Raw genomic sequence first — 15831 nt, 5'->3', positions numbered from 1 at the left:
TTAACTAGCTCTTTTTTTACTTTACATATAATTGTTGATTTGGATAAATCAGCTCTTGTTGCAACCCATTTTTTTCTTGAATTTCCTTAACTGACATTCTAAATTTCCGCGCAATGCTAACTAGAGTGTCGCCTTTTTGGACGACGTATAACGATGAAGAAACTGCTTCATTTCTTTGTTCATGTAAAACAAGCAATGGATTCATCGCATTCTTTTTTGCCATCGTCCATCTTCCTTGATGAACTTCTAAATGTAAGTGTGCACCTCGGGATTCTCCTGTATTTCCTACTTCTCCAATTATTTCTCCTTTTGAAATATAATCCCCTTGAACTACATATCTCTTATTTAAATGTGCATACACAGCCTCATATTCTCCATGTTTAATAAAAACAACGTTTCCATAACTACTTGAATAATAAGACTTTGTTACCTTACCTTCTTGAATAGCTGACACAGGCGCGCCGATCGGTGCCGCTATATCTATACCGTAGTGTTTTCCGTGCCTTGTTCCAAAATAATCACTTATCTGTCCTTCAACAGGCCATGCCCATTGATTTCCCTCTGCGTACACATGTAATTGAGATAAAAATAGTACTGTCAATAACATGACGCCATATTTTAAAGCTTTCATATACATCCTCCGTTTTCTAATTACGACCATACCTTCTCTATTTTGGTATATTACAGAAAAAACTATACAAAAAAAGAAAGTGAATCACTCCACTTCCTTCTCTTTCTTATCACGAAAAACGATTGCACTGCGATTATACTCTACATCTTTTACTTGTAATCGAGCGTTTATTACTCTAGCTACTGCAAATAAATAATCAGATAATCTATTTACATACTTTAGAACAACTTCATTTATTTCTCCTTCTTTTTGCAGGGACACGATACATCGTTCTGCTCGCCTTACAACTGTACGTGCAATATGAATAGCAGCTGCCGATTCGCTTCCACCTGGTAAAATAAACCGTTCTAGCGGCGGTGCTTCTTCTATATACGAATCGATCCTACTTTCTAAGTTTTCGACCATTTCAATTTTTACTTTATAAGGAATTTTCTCGCCTACTATCGCCAAGTCTCCCCCGCAATCAAATAGTTCATGTTGAATATTTTCAAGTTCATTATAAATATCTCCGAAAGACCTGCCTTGTAGTTTAGTCATCGCATATCCAATATGAGAATTCGCCTCATCTATTGTGCCATATGCTTCAACTCGGATATTATCTTTATCCACTCTGCCGCCTATTACACTTGTTGTCCCTTTATCTCCTGTTTTTGTATATAATTTCATCGCTTTACGACACCCCTCTCATCATTCTTCATTCGACTAAGTTAGAAAAAAAGTTCTACTATTATTTATTTAATTGATTTTACAAAAAAATAAACAACAGTAGAACTTTATTCATTATCAACTTTTAAAACGTATATTTAAATTATACGATTCGGTAAATATACAGAGAATGTAGTTCCCTCTCCAACAACACTTGAAACAGCAATTTTCCCATCATGGCCTTGCACAATATTTTTTGCAATCGCAAGCCCGAGTCCTGTTCCACCTTTTTTTCCACGTGTTCTTGCTTTATCAGCTTTATAGAAACGATCAAATAAAAATGGAATATCTTCTTCTGGAATACCAGCGCCCGAATCTTGTACTTCAAAAATAAGACCATTATTTTTCGTATCAATTACAAGCGTTACATGTCCACCTGCGTTCGTATGACGTATTGCGTTATCAATTAAATTCGTCAATACTTGTTCCATACGATCTGCATCAAACGGGTATTGCTCAATTGGATTTTTGAAATCAACCGTTAACGCGACTTCTTTATCCTTTGCAATTCCTTGGAATTTACGACCTATTTTTTCAACGAAAGGATGAATATCAACTTCACCTATATGTAACTCTACATTACCACTTTCCATACGCGCTAAATCTAACAATTCATTTACAAGTTTCCCTAAACGAACGGATTCATCATAAATGATTTGAACAAACTCGTTAATTTCTTCTTTTGTTTGCACAATATCATCTAAAATTGCTTCACTATACCCTTGGAGCATGACCATCGGTGTACGAAGTTCATGTGATACGTTCGCAATAAAGTCTTGGCGCATTTTCTCAAGACGGCGTTCTTCCGTCATATCACGCAATACAGCTACAGCCCCACGAATTTTCGTTTGATTGTAAAGCGGCGTCATAAGAACTACATAGTTACCTTTTTGTAAATTAATTTCAACCACTTGTTGTTGTTCGCTTTCTACAACGAGATGGAATAGTTCAACAAGTTCAGAAGGTAGTTTTTTACTGAGCTCTATCTCTTTTTCTTCTTGCCAAACTTGTAAGAAATGTTCAGCGGGCGGATTGATTACAACGACTTCACCCTCTTGATTTAATGTAATAACCCCATCTGCCATACTACTTAAAATACTAGCTAACTGTTCTTTCTCTTGCTGCAGGGCATTCATATTAAACTTCAACTGTTTCCCCATTTGATTTAAGGCTGTTGCAAGCTCACCAATCTCATCTTGGGATACCATAGGAGCTTTTGCATCAAACTTCCCACGCGATACCTCAAAAGCAACCTCACGCATTTTACGAAGCGGTGCTGTAATTCGAGTAGATAAGAAGAATGCAAAGAAAGTTGTTAATATAATCGCAATCCCTGCTGATAAGAATATAAAATCAGTCGTTCTTTCCATACCTTGTATCGGCACTTGTAAAGATTCGTATACAAACACTGCACTTTGATTTTTTGACTGTACTGGTTTTCCGACAATCATAATATCATTTTCAGTATTTTTATTCTTTCTACTATTAGAGGCTTTTCTAATGTTATTCTTAATTTCTTTTTTATCTGTAAACACAGCCGCTAATTCTTTATCTTCTTTTAAGTCATCCATTGTAAGAGTGACTAATCCTTCTTGTTTCGGTGAAGAAGATATTTCTTTACCATCTTCTACAATAATGATCCTTGAAAGTGGATCAGAGAATTTGTACGCGATATTCTCAATCGTTTTTACATCGGCACCTTCCTCAATTAACTCTGAAACACTTGTTGCAACTTTTTGAAGCCTAGCTTCACTCATATCAACATAATATGTTCTAAAAAACTGTGAAAGTAAAATCGCAACAAATCCAAGCACGAACGAAACGAGAAGTAATATGGTCATCCATAACTTCCCTACTACACTTCTCCAAAGCATCAGTCGTTCACAACCTCAAACTTGTAACCTACTCCCCAAACGGTAACAATCATCTTCGCAGCATCGGGTGATTTTTTACTTAACTTCTCACGTAAACGCTTTACATGCGTATCAACTGTACGTAAATCTCCGAAGAATTCATATTGCCATACTTCTTTTAGCAATTGCTCACGATCGAATACTTTATCAGGCGCTTTCGCTAAGAATAATAGTAATTCGTATTCTTTCGGTGTTAAGTTCACCTCATTACCATCTGCTGTAACACGGTGTGCATCATTATCAATTGTTAAATGAGGGAATACAGTAACATCTTTTGTCGTTGTATCTTGTGTAAAGAATGTTGTTGGTACAGAACGGCGTAAGACCGCTTTCACTCGAAGCACTACTTCACGTGGGCTAAATGGTTTCACAATATAATCATCAGTTCCTACCTCAAACCCTTGTACTCGATTTACTTCTTCACCTTTTGCTGTCAACATAATAATTGGCGTCGCTTTCTTCTCACGAACCCCTTTACATACTTCGATACCATCTTTACCCGGCATCATAAGATCTAATAAAATTAAATCATAATCATTTTGCAGCGCCATTTCTAAAGCTGTATCACCATTGTCTGCTTCTTCAATTGTGTATTGTTCTCTCTCTAAATACATTTTCAACAAACGACGAATACGATCCTCATCGTCTACAATTAAAATTCTTGATTCATTTTCCATTTCTACCCGTTGCGTACTTTTACCACAACGGTTCACACCTACCCTTCTATACTATTATGTTGCGCTATTCTCGTTTATTTAAGCAATCTTCTAAATGTTTCACTTCCCATATTATGCTTCACAAGAATAATAAAGTTTGTTCAATTTTTTTCCAAAACTATGTATTTTTTTTGAACAGTCTATAATGTCCTCGACATCATTTTACAAAATCAACCGCTACTTTGTCATGTTTTTCTCAAAAAAGAAGAAAAGTTGACAAAAATAAAATAGGAAAGTGACATACACTCTCCTATTTTATTTCTCTATGCGTATGAATGTAAACCCGCGATAATTAAGTTTACTACAATAAAGTTAAACATAATGATTGCAAAACCAATTACCGCTAACCATGCTGACTTCTCTCCGTGCCACCCTTTTGATAAACGTAAATGTAATACCGCCGCATAAAAGAGCCAAGTTATAAGTGCCCAAACCTCTTTCGGATCCCAGCCCCAAAAACGTGTCCACGCTATTTGAGCCCAAATCATGGCGAAAATTAATGCACCTAATGTGAAAACTGGGAATCCAATTGCAATAGAACGATATCCTATTTCATCTAACAAATCGCTATTCGTATTTTTCACTAACGGCTGAAGTGCCGCTGATACTCGTTTACGTAAAATTAGCCTTAATACGATATAGAGTAACGTTCCGACTAACACTGACCAAATAACAGTATTTAATTTTTTCGCATTTACAATCGCCGGAACTTCAACTGTCGGCTCTAATTTATTTTCTGTCAGTAACTTCCCTTCATGCGGCCCCACTAAAGCCGGAAGATTGTATTTCATTTCCACTTGTTGTTCATTTTTATCAATCCATTGAAACTTCGCTTCATATTTCATACTAGAATATACCGTTGTTACTCCAATAAACCCAACTGTACAAACAAGTGTGAATACTACCGTCTCTAGCCAAAATGTACGTTTACTTTTCACTGATTGATCTACATTTTTCAATAAATACATAACGCCCGTAATAAAACTAATTGCTAAAATTGCTTGTCCTGCAGCCGCAGTCGTCACGTGAATATGTAACCAATTACTTTTTAAAGATGGAATAAGCGGTGATATTTCCCTCGGAAACATACTTGCATAAGCAATTAATAAAAGCGCAACTGGTAATGCAAATAGTCCGATTATACTTACGCGGTACATAAAGTACATGACAATAAATGCTCCGACAAGCATCATGCCGAAAAACGTACCAAATTCAAAAAAGTTACTAACTGGCGCATGACCTGATGCGATCCACCTTGTTACAAAATAAACTGTTTGTGCAATAAACCCTAAAATTGTAATCGTTATTCCTACGTTTGCCCATTTATGACCCTTTTCTTTAATTGCTCCCCCAAAAAATAGAGTGGCAATTAAATATAAAATAAATGCGGTAAAGAGAAAGTTACTACTTATTTGCACCATATCGTTTCCCCACCTTAACTAATTTTTTTATCGACTACTTTATCATTTGGTTGCGGAATTGCTGTACCTTCTAGTACTCTTTCAATATCTTTCTTTAAACCGAACCAGTTTTTATTCGTATGTCCTGCAATCCACCATTCATCATTAACGCGTTGTATCCAAATACGGCGATGATTCCAATACATTCCTTGAATGACACCAACCATAAATATAAATCCTCCAATACCGAGAATCCAAAGCGTTAAATCTTTCCTTACAGTAAGTGCTGTTGCATTTTGCATTTCCACGCCTGCAAACGACATTTTATATTTGTTATTCCCATCAGGTTCTATATTTTGCTGAATACCAACAAAACTCACTTCACCATCTGGTGTTTCAGGCGTAAACATTTTAAATACAAATGCAGGGTTGTTTGGTAATTTTGTTTTTGTATTTGGCCTTCCATTCTCATCAAAATAAAAATCAGGGAAATAGCTTAATAGTTCTAAAGAATAACCATTTCCTAAATCATATTTTTCTGCAGGGTCTGTTAAATCAACTTTAATCGGTCCCCACTTTTGATTATTTTCTTTATTTTGCAAACGGAAGGACATACTTTTAAATTCATTTTCTCTATAACTCAATTGATAAACAGCAAATTGATCAAATTTCAGCGGTTCATTTACTCGAATTTCAACTTCTTTTACTTTTTCCAATTTTGGTTTTTGTCCAGCTATCTTTTCACCTACCGCTTTATATAATACGGCATTCGTTTGGAAGTTTTTCGCAATCATTTTATCACCTACACGGTCAATTGCTTCATCAAAAACTTCCTTGTCCTTACTTTTATCATAAACTTCCTTTATAAACTTCTCACTTTTTAAATAATATTGGCCATCCGTCCCTGGTATTTCTTTCGTTTCACCATCACGTAACCAAAGCGTTTCATCTACATACATACTCGGTAAAAAACGAAGCATCGCACCGAATAAAAAGATAATAAGACCGATATGATTTACATATGGACCCCAACGCGAGAAACGTCCCTTTTCTGCTAAAACGTTTCCGTCTTCCACTTTCACATTATAGTTCGTTTTCTTTAAGTTCTTTTGAACTTTTTCAAAATCTCCCTCTTGCGGTGTACCAGTGCCATATAATCTTTGTCTCTTTAAAAAGCTAGGGTGTCTTTTTACCCCTTGCTTCTTTAAAGCTTTATAAAGTGGAATGACACGGTCTAAGCTACATATCACAAGAGAAATACCAATTGAAGCAATTAACATCATATACCACCATGAACCGTATAAATTATTAAAGCCTAATTGATAGTATAATTGCCCTAAAAATCCGTATTCTTGCTTATAATATTCAGCTGGTGCAATTCCTGGAGTTATGTACATTTCTTGCGGAAAAATAGTCCCTATCGCCGATGCAGCTAAAGTGATTACAATGAGCCATACACCTACTTTTACAGAAGAGAAAAAGCTCCAAATTTTATCAATAATCGTTTTTGTTTGCGTGAGAGATCTCCGAGCACTCCCCTCATAGCGCATATCCAATAGTTTTATATTTTCATTGCTTTCAAATGGTTTCCCACAAGCTTCACAAAAAACAGTTCCTATCGGGTTCACATGTCCACATTCACATTTAATTTCTTTCAACACTCTCACCGCCCCTGTATCTATATGTACTATTGTATATTCTAACCTCAAGTTACCGCAATACTCAGAATTTTTAAACCGAAGGCACTATAGGTAAGCGCCTTGTATGTAAAGGTTTTCTTTATTACGGAGTGATTTTCTTTAAATACTCCTCCAATTGTTCCTTCGTTTGTTCACCTTTAATCTCTTGAATCACCTTACCATCTTTATCAATCAAGAAGCTTGTTGGTAATGGTATTACTCCATACGTTTTTATAATTTCTCCACCTTTATCGATTGCAACGGGGAACTTAAGATCGTATTGTTTCACAAAATTCTTAACAGCAATATCCGTTTCATCTGCATCTAACGCAATGATTTCAACGCCTTTTTCTTTATACTTTGGATATAGTTCATTCATATAAGGCATTTCTTTCTCACAAGGTTTACACCACGTACCCCAAAAGTTTAAAAATACACCTTTTCCCTTAAAATCTTTTAGCTCAATTTTCTTTCCTTCTAAATCTGCCACAACAAAGTTAGGTGCTTCTTTTCCAATTTCCATTTTCTCTTCTTTAGAGAAATATCCTTGATAAAGTGTAAATCCTACAGCACCGCTTAAAATGAGCAGAATAATAACGCGAAATAATAAGCGATTTTTTTTCATATTGTTTCCCCTCTCTTCGACGAGTGATGAATATATGTATTTTTAATAAATCACCAGCGGAGCATTCCACTGGTGAAAGTTTCACAATATCGATTAGCGAGGCTTTGTAGAAGCCAATGCACGTAATTGTTTCACCTCATGCGGTGTCAATTCTCTTGCATCACCAGGTCGCAAGCTACCCACTTCTAAAAAGGCGTAGCGTTCACGCTTTAGTTTCACTACTTTACAGTCTAAAGCTTCAAACATACGACGTACTTGACGGTTACGACCTTCATGAATTGTTAATTGTACAATCGCCATTTCTTTACGCTTGTCCCAAGAAATGATTTTCACACGCGCTGGTGCTGTTTTTCCGTCTTCTAACATAACACCGCGTTCTAACATGCGAATTTTCTCACCTGTTAGAGGACCTTTTATTTTTGCAACATATGTTTTTTCAACTTTATATCTAGGGTGCATTAATACATTTGCGAAGTCCCCATCGTTTGTCATTAATAATACGCCAGACGTATCATAATCTAAACGTCCAATTGGGAATAAACGTTGTGTAATTTCCGGGAAAAAGTCTGTTACAACACTTCTTCCTTTATCATCTGATACACTTGAAATTACGCCAGTTGGTTTATATAGTAAAAAATAAACAGGTTCTTCTTTTTCAAGAGGAATGTTATTTACTTCTACTTTATCTTGATGAGTTACTTTCGTTCCTAACTCCTTCACTATTTTTCCGTTAACTTTCACTTTTCCTTGCTGAATTAATTCCTCAGCCTTTCTTCTCGATGCAATACCTGCTTGCGCAATCACTTTTTGTAATCGTTCCATTTCTTTTTTTCACCTCGAATTTATCTTACCTTACATTAGAAAGACTTGGCAACCGCATACACTTAACGGCTTTTCGCTTCCTCTTACTTAAACAACATAGCGATGATAATAAACATATAAAGGTCAAATCATGATTTTACCTTTTATTATTGTCCATATTTTTCATATTGCTCACAATAAAAGTTCATTATTTTGTCAAAAATACCGCATAAAAAAACCACTATTAAGCAACACCTTAATAGTGGTCGTATACGTATTATAAGCGAAATAGCATAAAAAATGAATAGTATTACTTAAACATTAAAGAAACAAACACAATCGAACAAATAATTCCGATTAAATCAGCAAAAAGTCCTACTTTTAATGCATCTCCCATTTTTCTAATTCCAACAGCTCCGAAGTATACTGTTAAAATATAAAAAGTCGTATCTGTACTCCCTTGCATCGTAGAAGCCAATCGCCCAATGAACGAGTCTGGCCCATATGTGGCAATTAAATCGGTCGTAATACTTAAACCAGCAGAGCCCGAAATAGGGCGTATAAGTGCCAGTGGAACAATTTCTGCTGGGACATGAATTAAATCTAACATCGGCTTCATTACTGATATCATTGCATCCAATGCACCTGAAGCTCGAAATATAGAAATAGATACGAGCATTCCAACCATAAACGGTAAAATAGAGATTGCAATTTGAATTCCTTCTTTTCCCCCCTCAACGAACGATTCATACGTCGGCACTTTCTTTATCGTTCCATATAAAAGAATAAAACCAATTACACAAGGGATTACCCATAATGATATCGTATTAACAATACTCATTTTTTCCGCCCCTTCCTACTCCTTCTTCGGTAAAAATAGCGATCAATCCAAATCGCTCCGATCATAGAGAGTACTTGTGCAATGAATGTTACCCCAACAATTTCAGTTGGATTCGCTGATTCATACGTCATTCGAATCGAAATGACAGTAGTAGGAATTAAAGTAATCGCTGATGTATTTAACGCAAGAAACGTCACCATAGAACGGCTCGCCGAATCCTTTCCCCCATTTAACTCTTTCAATTGTTCCATCGCTTTTATACCAAGAGGGGTCGCAGCATTACCTAACCCAAAAAAGTTAGCCATCATATTCGATAAAATAAATCCCATTGACGGATGGTCCTTTGGTATTTCTGGAAACAATCTTTTTACTATCGGCATAAAAAGTGACACTAACTTTTTTAACAACCCTGCTTCCTCTGCAACTTTCATTAAACCGAGCCAAAATACTAAAACACTAATGAGTCCTATACAAATTGTTACTGCGTCTTTTGCTCCATCAAATACTGCTTTATTGATTGCTTCCATCGTTCCATTTATCATGGCATATACAATCCCTATGACTGCCATCGCTACCCATACGAGATTAACCATCGCTTCCAACACCTATCATATGAGAAAAAATTTCTTTCACATTATTCCAATACACTCCCGTTGTAGCTACTAACTTTCGTTTACTATAAAATAAATTTCGTTCTCCAACTTTCTCATTGCCAACATAAATTTCTGTCTTTCCAACCTTTACTCCATCCTTAAGTTTCGCACTTTTATCGAGTTCAACTTTTAATACGACATTCTTTCTTTCCTGCTCAGTTAAAGGTACCGCAAAACTATTTTTCGTATAAACATGATTGGCATATTTCTTTTCAGTTATTTCAGCAAGAGCTCCTTGTCCTACAACGTTTGTTTGTTTGAAACGTTCAAAACCTTTATCAAATAAATTCATATGATCATCCCAATCGCTAGAAGCGCTCAAAGTTACGACAATTAAATCTAGTCCATCTTTTGATGCTGTTGTAACAAGCGTCCGTCCTGCTTTCTTCGTAAAACCCGTTTTTCCTCCTGTTGCAAATTCATAATAAGACGTCACAAGTTTATGTTTGTTTTTCCACGGATAATCCCACGAATCTGATTTATACGTTTTTGTCCCAAAAATCTTCTTAAAGGTTTCGTTCCCCATTGCATACCTTGTTAAAAGTGCCATGTCATAGGCCGACGAATAATGGGATCCATCTCCATCCAAACCATGTGGGTTTGAAAAGTGAGTATCTTTCATTCCAATTTGTTTCGCCTTTTCATTCATTAAATATACAAACCCTTCTATACTCCCTCCTACATTTTCAGCAATTACTTGTGCTGCATCATTACCAGATCTAAGCATGAGTCCGTATACTAAATCCTCTAATTTTACTTTCTGTCCAGGCTTTAAATAAATTGCTGAGCCTTCTACTCTCACTGCTTCATTACTAACCGAGACCATTTCTTTCATTTTTCCTGACTCAGCAGCTAACAAGGCAGTCATAATTTTTGTTATACTAGCAATCTTTTGCGGCTCATGTTCTGCTTTTCTGTATAATACGCGACCTGACTGTTGCTCCATTAATACAGCATTTCGAGCACTAACATTGCTGGTCATCTTTGCATATGCAGGAATTGGTATAACGCTTGCGTACATAATAAGAAGCGTAATGATTACACAAATTCGTCTCATATTTCCCCCCACGTCCTTTTGGCACTTTTTGTACAAGTGTATGCTTGGCCTTTTAAAATATGAACGAAATCTCCCTCTCCTACCAATAAAAAAGACGCAGAGAATCTGCGTCTAATAAGGTGTCCATTCTATTTGTTTTGCACTTTCAAATCTTTTTTCTACATCCGGCCAATTTACAACATTCCACCAATTTTTAATATATTCATCTTTTCGATTTTGGTATTGTAAATAATACGCATGTTCCCACACGTCTAGTACAAGGAGCGGTATCGTATCCCATTGTGTAAATAATTGATGAAGTGTACTCTGTAAAATTTCTAATCTTCCCGATCGCGGAACCCAAACGAGAATTGCCCATCCTGAACCTTCCACTTTAGAGGCTGCTTCTGTAAAATGTTTTTGAAAACGCAAGAAACTTCCAAAATCTTGTTCAATCCGGTGTGAAAGAGCCCCTCTTGGACTTCCGCCGCCACCTTTTTTCATGTTATTCCAAAATATTGTGTGCAAGTAATGACCTGATCCATGAAAAGCAGCTTCTCTTTCCCAATGCTTAATTAAATCAAATTGATTTGTTTTTCTCGCTTCTTCCATCATCTTCTCTGCCTTATTTAATCCTTCCACGTAACTACGATGATGTTTATCATGGTGTAACATCATAATTTCTCTAGAAATATACGGTTCTAACGCATTATATGGATATGGTAGTGGCGGGAGTGTATGCCCTCCAATTGGAACAGCTCGTTCACTATCCCCTCTTTCACATAGTTCATATTCCTCTTCTCCCTGCACGAATACTTCCTGCAAATGATGCTGAATATGTTCTACATCATCACTTATTTCATACATAAACTCTGCATCTGTATCATACTCATGCTCTTTCATACGATCTAATAACGTTTGAATTTTATAAGCAAGCATATGGACATCATACACTTCCATTGCACGGCTATCTAATACGTGAAGAACACTTTCACACCAGCTTTCTACTTCATGAAAGTAATCTGTGAATACACCTTGCTGACTCATGTTACACCTCCTTAATGCTATCCCCTTAAATATATTCAAAGGAAATCCCTTATATAACTGTGCAAAAGGAAAAGAAGCTAAGTACCCTTAGCTTCTTTTTCACAATTAATATTTGTGTAACATCTTTGTTTGGTAATCCGTCTCATAATATTCTAGTTCTTCACGCATCAATTGAAATTTACCTTCTAAATTCTTCATTACTTGCTCTATAGATGCAGGTGGCGTTTGTTGAAAAACGATGGAGTTTTTCCCTGTATAAGCAGATCGACTATTTTCATACCAATGATCACTCTTTGGTGAAAAAAACTCTGCAATTACTTGATGATAAATTTTATATAAAATCTTTTCAGCTGCTGTCTTTCGAAATGGCTGGCTATTTAACAAAACAAAACACGCATCATGCCCTTCTTCACAAAAAACGAGAAGACGTCTTATTGACGCTAATAACCCTTTATAATATTGTTCGTTTCCTGCCGGTGTCTCTTCTAATAAAGAAGGCAACGTATGATAATTTACATAATTGGTTATCAAATGAATAACATCTTCTAAAAACATAGAAACTTGTTCTGTTTGATTTTCCACCATTAGATTAGACATTTTTCCCTCTCCTTTGCCAGTTCACGCTATTTCTACTCTTTTATTTTTATGTAATTCAGCCAATATTTCTTGTACTTTCACGACTATTTCCTCATCAAAATATTGTTGGAATTCTTCTATATTATTTAAATACAAACGTTTTTGCATGCGAAGCTCATTCTCTTTCAGTAAACAACAGATCGCTACAATATCCCGCAAATATATGTCTTGATTTTCTACTTTACATACCGGATTTCCTTCAAAAGGAGTAATTTCTTGTAAAACTTCTTCAAAATATCGAACATATAAAACAGAAAAGGTTCTTTCTTTATCATTTAATATATATGTCACTTCAGATCTATTAAAGAAATCTTCTGATGTATTAGGTTTTGCTTTCTCTAGCTCATATCCCGCATAACCTATTATAATCATCTACTTCCCCTCTCTTCCTTCTTTCAATTTATTTTAACTTAATTTTCTGACAAACGAAATACTCTTTTAAATATAATCCCTATAAAAAAATAGCTTCCTCATACAGGAATTTACCTTTTTATTTTTCTTGAAGTTTGTCATAATAATATTATTGTCTCAGTTTTCTTATACAAGGAGAGTTGTATTTATGTCGTTTTCATGGAAACGTTTCTTACAAATCGGGAAAATTATCTTCCCATTTGTTGTATTAACCATTGTATTCTTTCAAGCAAAAAAAGAATTAGCAGGCATTTCTTTTTTAGAAGCAATCAATACAATTAAAAACATTCCAACCGGAGGAGTCTTTTTAGCAATTACACTTGGTGCATTTGCCGTATCAACAATGTTCTTTTACGACTATGTTATGCTTCGTTATTTAAAAGCTGATATACCTGTCCAAAAGATTTTTCGTATCTCATGGATTGCTAATACCTTAAATGGATTTATTGGATTTGGTGGTCTCGTTGGAGCGGGTGTACGTACGATGCTTTATCGTCCATACATAAAAGAAAATGGCAAGCTGATTAAAAGTACCGCCTGGATGACAACTGCTTTTATTAACGGACTCGCTATTCTTTCATTCCTCGGCCTTATTGGAATATTAGACACAAGTTTTATTTTGCATGAAAAACCGTGGCTATGGCCTGTTTTGATCTTCTTCGCCCTTTTCGTCCCTATATACATCGGCTTTTCTAAACTAAAAAATAGAAAACCAAAGCAAACCGAAGGACAAGATGAACGAGAAGAAGAGAAAAATCCAACTGTTTTATACTCATTAGTTTCATTAGTTGAGTGGGTATCTGCTGGCATTGTTATGTACGTCATACTAATATTATTTGGCATTGATATCGAATTTCAAAAGTTTTTAGGTGTGTATGTCATTGCTGCTTTAGCTGGTGTTGTTAGTCTTGTACCTGGTGGACTTGGTTCATTTGACCTTGTCTTTTTAACTGGGCTCGGACAATATGGCATTGATACAGGCGTATTACTACCTGCTATGTTATTATATCGCCTCGTCTATTACATTTTACCATTCTGCCTCGGTCTTATTTTTGCAGCTTTTGAAATGACAGGCGTGGCCATTAAAAAGTTTGAAGACAAACCTTTTATTGCGCCTGCATTAGAAACAACTGGTGTTATATGGACTTTGCAGCGTGATTTTCTAGGAAAACTAGGTTCATGGGCCTCTGCTGCTTTAACAGTATTTGCTGGATTAATGGTTATTTTATCGACCATTCTACCGACAAGTATAAACAGAGCACACGCCTTACATATTCTAGCTCCAAAACATCTTATTCAATTTTCTTTTAGCTTATCACTAACATTCGGTATTCTCCTCCTAATCCTTTCACGAGGCATATATTATGGAACAAAGCGTTCTTACTATATGACGATTGTTTCTTTAATCGGAGCAGCTATCTTTAATACGCTAAAAGGGATTGATATTGAAGAAACGTTTATTTTATTAATTGTACTCGCTGTATTATATATGCTTCGTAAAAGATTTGTACGCGAGAAAATGGAAGTCTCACTTTCTGATATCGTAAAAGTTTTTATATTCTTACTTATAACTTTATATTTATATAAAAACTTAGGGATTTTATTTGCAGGTGCAAAAGAAGCTTTTAAACCTGATTTTGTCGTTCGTAATATTACGCAAGTAAAACGAAGTGCATTAGCAGCTGCCTTTTTCGTTCCTACATTTTTACTGATTGGCTCACTCATTGCTAATCGTTATCGAAATGAATTTCCCGGGCAACCAGCTAATGATAAAAGATTGCAAAACTTTTTAGATGAACATGGTGGAAATGTACTTAGTCATTTAGGTTTTTTAGGTGATAAACAATTCTTCTTTAGTAGTGATGGGAAAGCGCTCCTTCTCTTCTCTATAACTGGAAAACGTCTTGTTGTGCTAGGTGATCCAATTGGAGATCCTTCCTCCTACCGTACTGTGTTACAAGAGTTTTTAGCTGAAGCTGACCGATTTGGATACATTTGTGTATTCTACCAAATCGAAAGTAAATGGATGAGTTTATATCATGATTTTGGTTACAACTTCTTTAAGCTTGGTGAAGAGGCTGTCGTTGACTTGAACACATTTACAATAACAGGAAAAAAACGTGCCGGTATGCGAGCAACTTTCAACCGTTTTGAACGAGAAGGCTATACATTCTCTATTCACCAGCCGCCGTTCTCAGATGAACTATTCGAAGAATTAAGAAAAGTTTCAGATGCGTGGCTCGGTGGAAAAAAAGAGAAAAGTTTCTCACTCGGATACTTTGATCGTGAATATATTAGCCGTGCTCCTATCGCTACATTATCTGATGCAGATGGAAAAATCATTGCATTCACGACATTTATGCCCGTATATCAAGACGGATCATTGTCTGTTGATTTAATGCGCTATTATCCAGATGCGCCTAGCGGCATTATGGATGCAATTTTCATCCACCTATTCCAGTGGGCAAAAGAAAATGAATACCACTCCTTTAATATTGGTATGGCACCACTTTCAAATGTAGGTTTATCGACACAATCTTTCTGGTCTGAACGGGTTGCTGCTGCCATCTTTAATAATGTTCGTTACACATATAGTTTCAGCGGGTTACGACATTTTAAAGAAAAATATAAACCAGCATGGAGCGGTAAATATTTAGCATTTAGAAAGAATCATTCTTTACCAATTACGATGCTCTCTGTAACAAAATTAATAGGAAAAAGAAAAAACAGCTAAATA

Annotated in this window: 15 protein-coding genes; 1 reads left to right on the top strand and 14 read right to left on the bottom strand. The window is 35.8% G+C overall.

The features are described from left to right. Window positions 1-16: 16 nt before the first annotated feature. The 14 genes from PDQ68_RS07365 to PDQ68_RS07300 all read right to left on the bottom strand — a co-directional run bounded on the left by PDQ68_RS07365 (window position 17) and on the right by PDQ68_RS07300 (window position 13055). On the bottom strand, window positions 17-631 hold the full coding sequence (locus tag PDQ68_RS07365) for a peptidoglycan DD-metalloendopeptidase family protein (RefSeq protein WP_000645699.1): 615 nt from the start codon (window positions 629-631) through the stop codon (window positions 17-19). Between the two features lie 84 nt (window positions 632-715). Next, entirely contained in the window at window positions 716-1297 is a 582-nt protein-coding gene (locus PDQ68_RS07360; RefSeq protein ID WP_016717005.1) for a cob(I)yrinic acid a,c-diamide adenosyltransferase, read from the bottom strand. 137 nt (window positions 1298-1434) lie between these two features. Beyond that, window positions 1435-3210, bottom strand: coding sequence for a sensor histidine kinase ResE (gene resE, locus PDQ68_RS07355; RefSeq protein WP_000964682.1), 1776 nt, complete (start codon window positions 3208-3210; stop codon window positions 1435-1437). Then, window positions 3210-3926, bottom strand: coding sequence for a DNA-binding response regulator ResD (gene resD, locus PDQ68_RS07350; RefSeq protein ID WP_000426862.1), 717 nt, complete (start codon window positions 3924-3926; stop codon window positions 3210-3212). The genes resE and resD overlap by 1 nt, the downstream gene beginning before the upstream one ends. A gap of 302 nt (window positions 3927-4228) precedes the next feature. Next, complete coding sequence (gene resC, locus PDQ68_RS07345; protein ID WP_000250096.1) at window positions 4229-5386, bottom strand: cytochrome c biogenesis protein ResC; 1158 nt, start codon at window positions 5384-5386, stop codon at window positions 4229-4231. Between the two features lie 14 nt (window positions 5387-5400). Further along, window positions 5401-7026 (bottom strand): cytochrome c biogenesis protein ResB, encoded by a 1626-nt coding sequence (gene resB, locus PDQ68_RS07340; protein ID WP_061184005.1) that lies wholly within the window; start codon window positions 7024-7026, stop codon window positions 5401-5403. A 121-nt stretch (window positions 7027-7147) separates the two neighbouring features. Continuing rightward, window positions 7148-7669 (bottom strand): thiol-disulfide oxidoreductase ResA, encoded by a 522-nt coding sequence (resA, locus tag PDQ68_RS07335; RefSeq protein ID WP_061184004.1) that lies wholly within the window; start codon window positions 7667-7669, stop codon window positions 7148-7150. Window positions 7670-7762: 93 nt separating this feature from the next. Beyond that, on the bottom strand, window positions 7763-8491 hold the full coding sequence (gene rluB, locus PDQ68_RS07330; RefSeq protein ID WP_270786646.1) for a 23S rRNA pseudouridine(2605) synthase RluB: 729 nt from the start codon (window positions 8489-8491) through the stop codon (window positions 7763-7765). Between the two features lie 289 nt (window positions 8492-8780). After that, window positions 8781-9311 carry a spore maturation protein SpmB gene (gene spmB / locus PDQ68_RS07325; RefSeq protein ID WP_000029511.1) on the bottom strand — a complete coding sequence of 177 codons (531 nt, stop codon included), beginning with the start codon at window positions 9309-9311 and terminating at the stop codon, window positions 8781-8783. Further along, window positions 9308-9904: a spore maturation protein SpmA gene (spmA, locus tag PDQ68_RS07320; protein ID WP_000247807.1), complete on the bottom strand. Its 597-nt coding sequence runs from the start codon at window positions 9902-9904 to the stop codon at window positions 9308-9310. The genes spmB and spmA overlap by 4 nt, the downstream gene beginning before the upstream one ends. Beyond that, entirely contained in the window at window positions 9897-11021 is a 1125-nt protein-coding gene (locus PDQ68_RS07315) for a D-alanyl-D-alanine carboxypeptidase family protein (RefSeq protein ID WP_061184003.1), read from the bottom strand. Before PDQ68_RS07315 ends, spmA begins: the two co-directional genes overlap by 8 nt. Before the next feature lie 111 nt (window positions 11022-11132). Then, window positions 11133-12047 (bottom strand): superoxide dismutase, encoded by a 915-nt coding sequence (locus tag PDQ68_RS07310; RefSeq protein WP_000082669.1) that lies wholly within the window; start codon window positions 12045-12047, stop codon window positions 11133-11135. A gap of 105 nt (window positions 12048-12152) precedes the next feature. Beyond that, complete coding sequence (locus tag PDQ68_RS07305; RefSeq protein WP_000067566.1) at window positions 12153-12644, bottom strand: YpuI family protein; 492 nt, start codon at window positions 12642-12644, stop codon at window positions 12153-12155. A gap of 21 nt (window positions 12645-12665) precedes the next feature. After that, the gene (locus PDQ68_RS07300; protein ID WP_000583785.1) at window positions 12666-13055 is read right to left on the bottom strand and encodes a hypothetical protein; all 390 of its coding nucleotides are present in this window, start codon (window positions 13053-13055) and stop codon (window positions 12666-12668) included. Between the two features lie 187 nt (window positions 13056-13242). On the opposite strand from PDQ68_RS07300, the gene mprF reads away from it, so the two are divergent. Beyond that, window positions 13243-15828, top strand: a complete 2586-nt coding sequence (gene mprF, locus PDQ68_RS07295) for a bifunctional lysylphosphatidylglycerol flippase/synthetase MprF (RefSeq protein WP_061184002.1) — start codon at window positions 13243-13245, stop codon at window positions 15826-15828. Window positions 15829-15831: the final 3 nt, after the last annotated feature.

The sequence above is a fragment of the Bacillus cereus group sp. Bc010 genome, from assembly GCF_027716745.1.
Classification (GTDB): domain Bacteria; phylum Bacillota; class Bacilli; order Bacillales; family Bacillaceae_G; genus Bacillus_A; species Bacillus_A pacificus.
This window is presented reverse-complemented; position numbering and strand designations above follow the sequence as displayed.

Excerpts from the sequence above, each read along its gene's own strand:
- PDQ68_RS07365 (WP_000645699.1), bottom strand. The coding sequence starts at position 631 with ATGAAAGCTTTAAAATATGGCGTCATGTTATTGACAGTACTATTTTTA.
- PDQ68_RS07360 (WP_016717005.1), bottom strand. The coding sequence starts at position 1,297 with ATGAAATTATATACAAAAACAGGAGATAAAGGGACAACAAGTGTAATA.
- resE (WP_000964682.1), bottom strand. The coding sequence starts at position 3,210 with ATGCTTTGGAGAAGTGTAGTAGGGAAGTTATGGATGACCATATTACTT.
- resD (WP_000426862.1), bottom strand. The coding sequence starts at position 3,926 with ATGGAAAATGAATCAAGAATTTTAATTGTAGACGATGAGGATCGTATT.
- resC (WP_000250096.1), bottom strand. The coding sequence starts at position 5,386 with ATGGTGCAAATAAGTAGTAACTTTCTCTTTACCGCATTTATTTTATAT.
- resA (WP_061184004.1), bottom strand. The coding sequence starts at position 7,669 with ATGAAAAAAAATCGCTTATTATTTCGCGTTATTATTCTGCTCATTTTA.
- rluB (WP_270786646.1), bottom strand. The coding sequence starts at position 8,491 with ATGGAACGATTACAAAAAGTGATTGCGCAAGCAGGTATTGCATCGAGA.
- spmB (WP_000029511.1), bottom strand. The coding sequence starts at position 9,311 with ATGAGTATTGTTAATACGATATCATTATGGGTAATCCCTTGTGTAATT.
- spmA (WP_000247807.1), bottom strand. The coding sequence starts at position 9,904 with ATGGTTAATCTCGTATGGGTAGCGATGGCAGTCATAGGGATTGTATAT.
- PDQ68_RS07315 (WP_061184003.1), bottom strand. The coding sequence starts at position 11,021 with ATGAGACGAATTTGTGTAATCATTACGCTTCTTATTATGTACGCAAGC.
- PDQ68_RS07310 (WP_000082669.1), bottom strand. The coding sequence starts at position 12,047 with ATGAGTCAGCAAGGTGTATTCACAGATTACTTTCATGAAGTAGAAAGC.
- PDQ68_RS07305 (WP_000067566.1), bottom strand. The coding sequence starts at position 12,644 with ATGTCTAATCTAATGGTGGAAAATCAAACAGAACAAGTTTCTATGTTT.
- PDQ68_RS07300 (WP_000583785.1), bottom strand. The coding sequence starts at position 13,055 with ATGATTATAATAGGTTATGCGGGATATGAGCTAGAGAAAGCAAAACCT.
- mprF (WP_061184002.1), top strand. The coding sequence starts at position 13,243 with ATGTCGTTTTCATGGAAACGTTTCTTACAAATCGGGAAAATTATCTTC.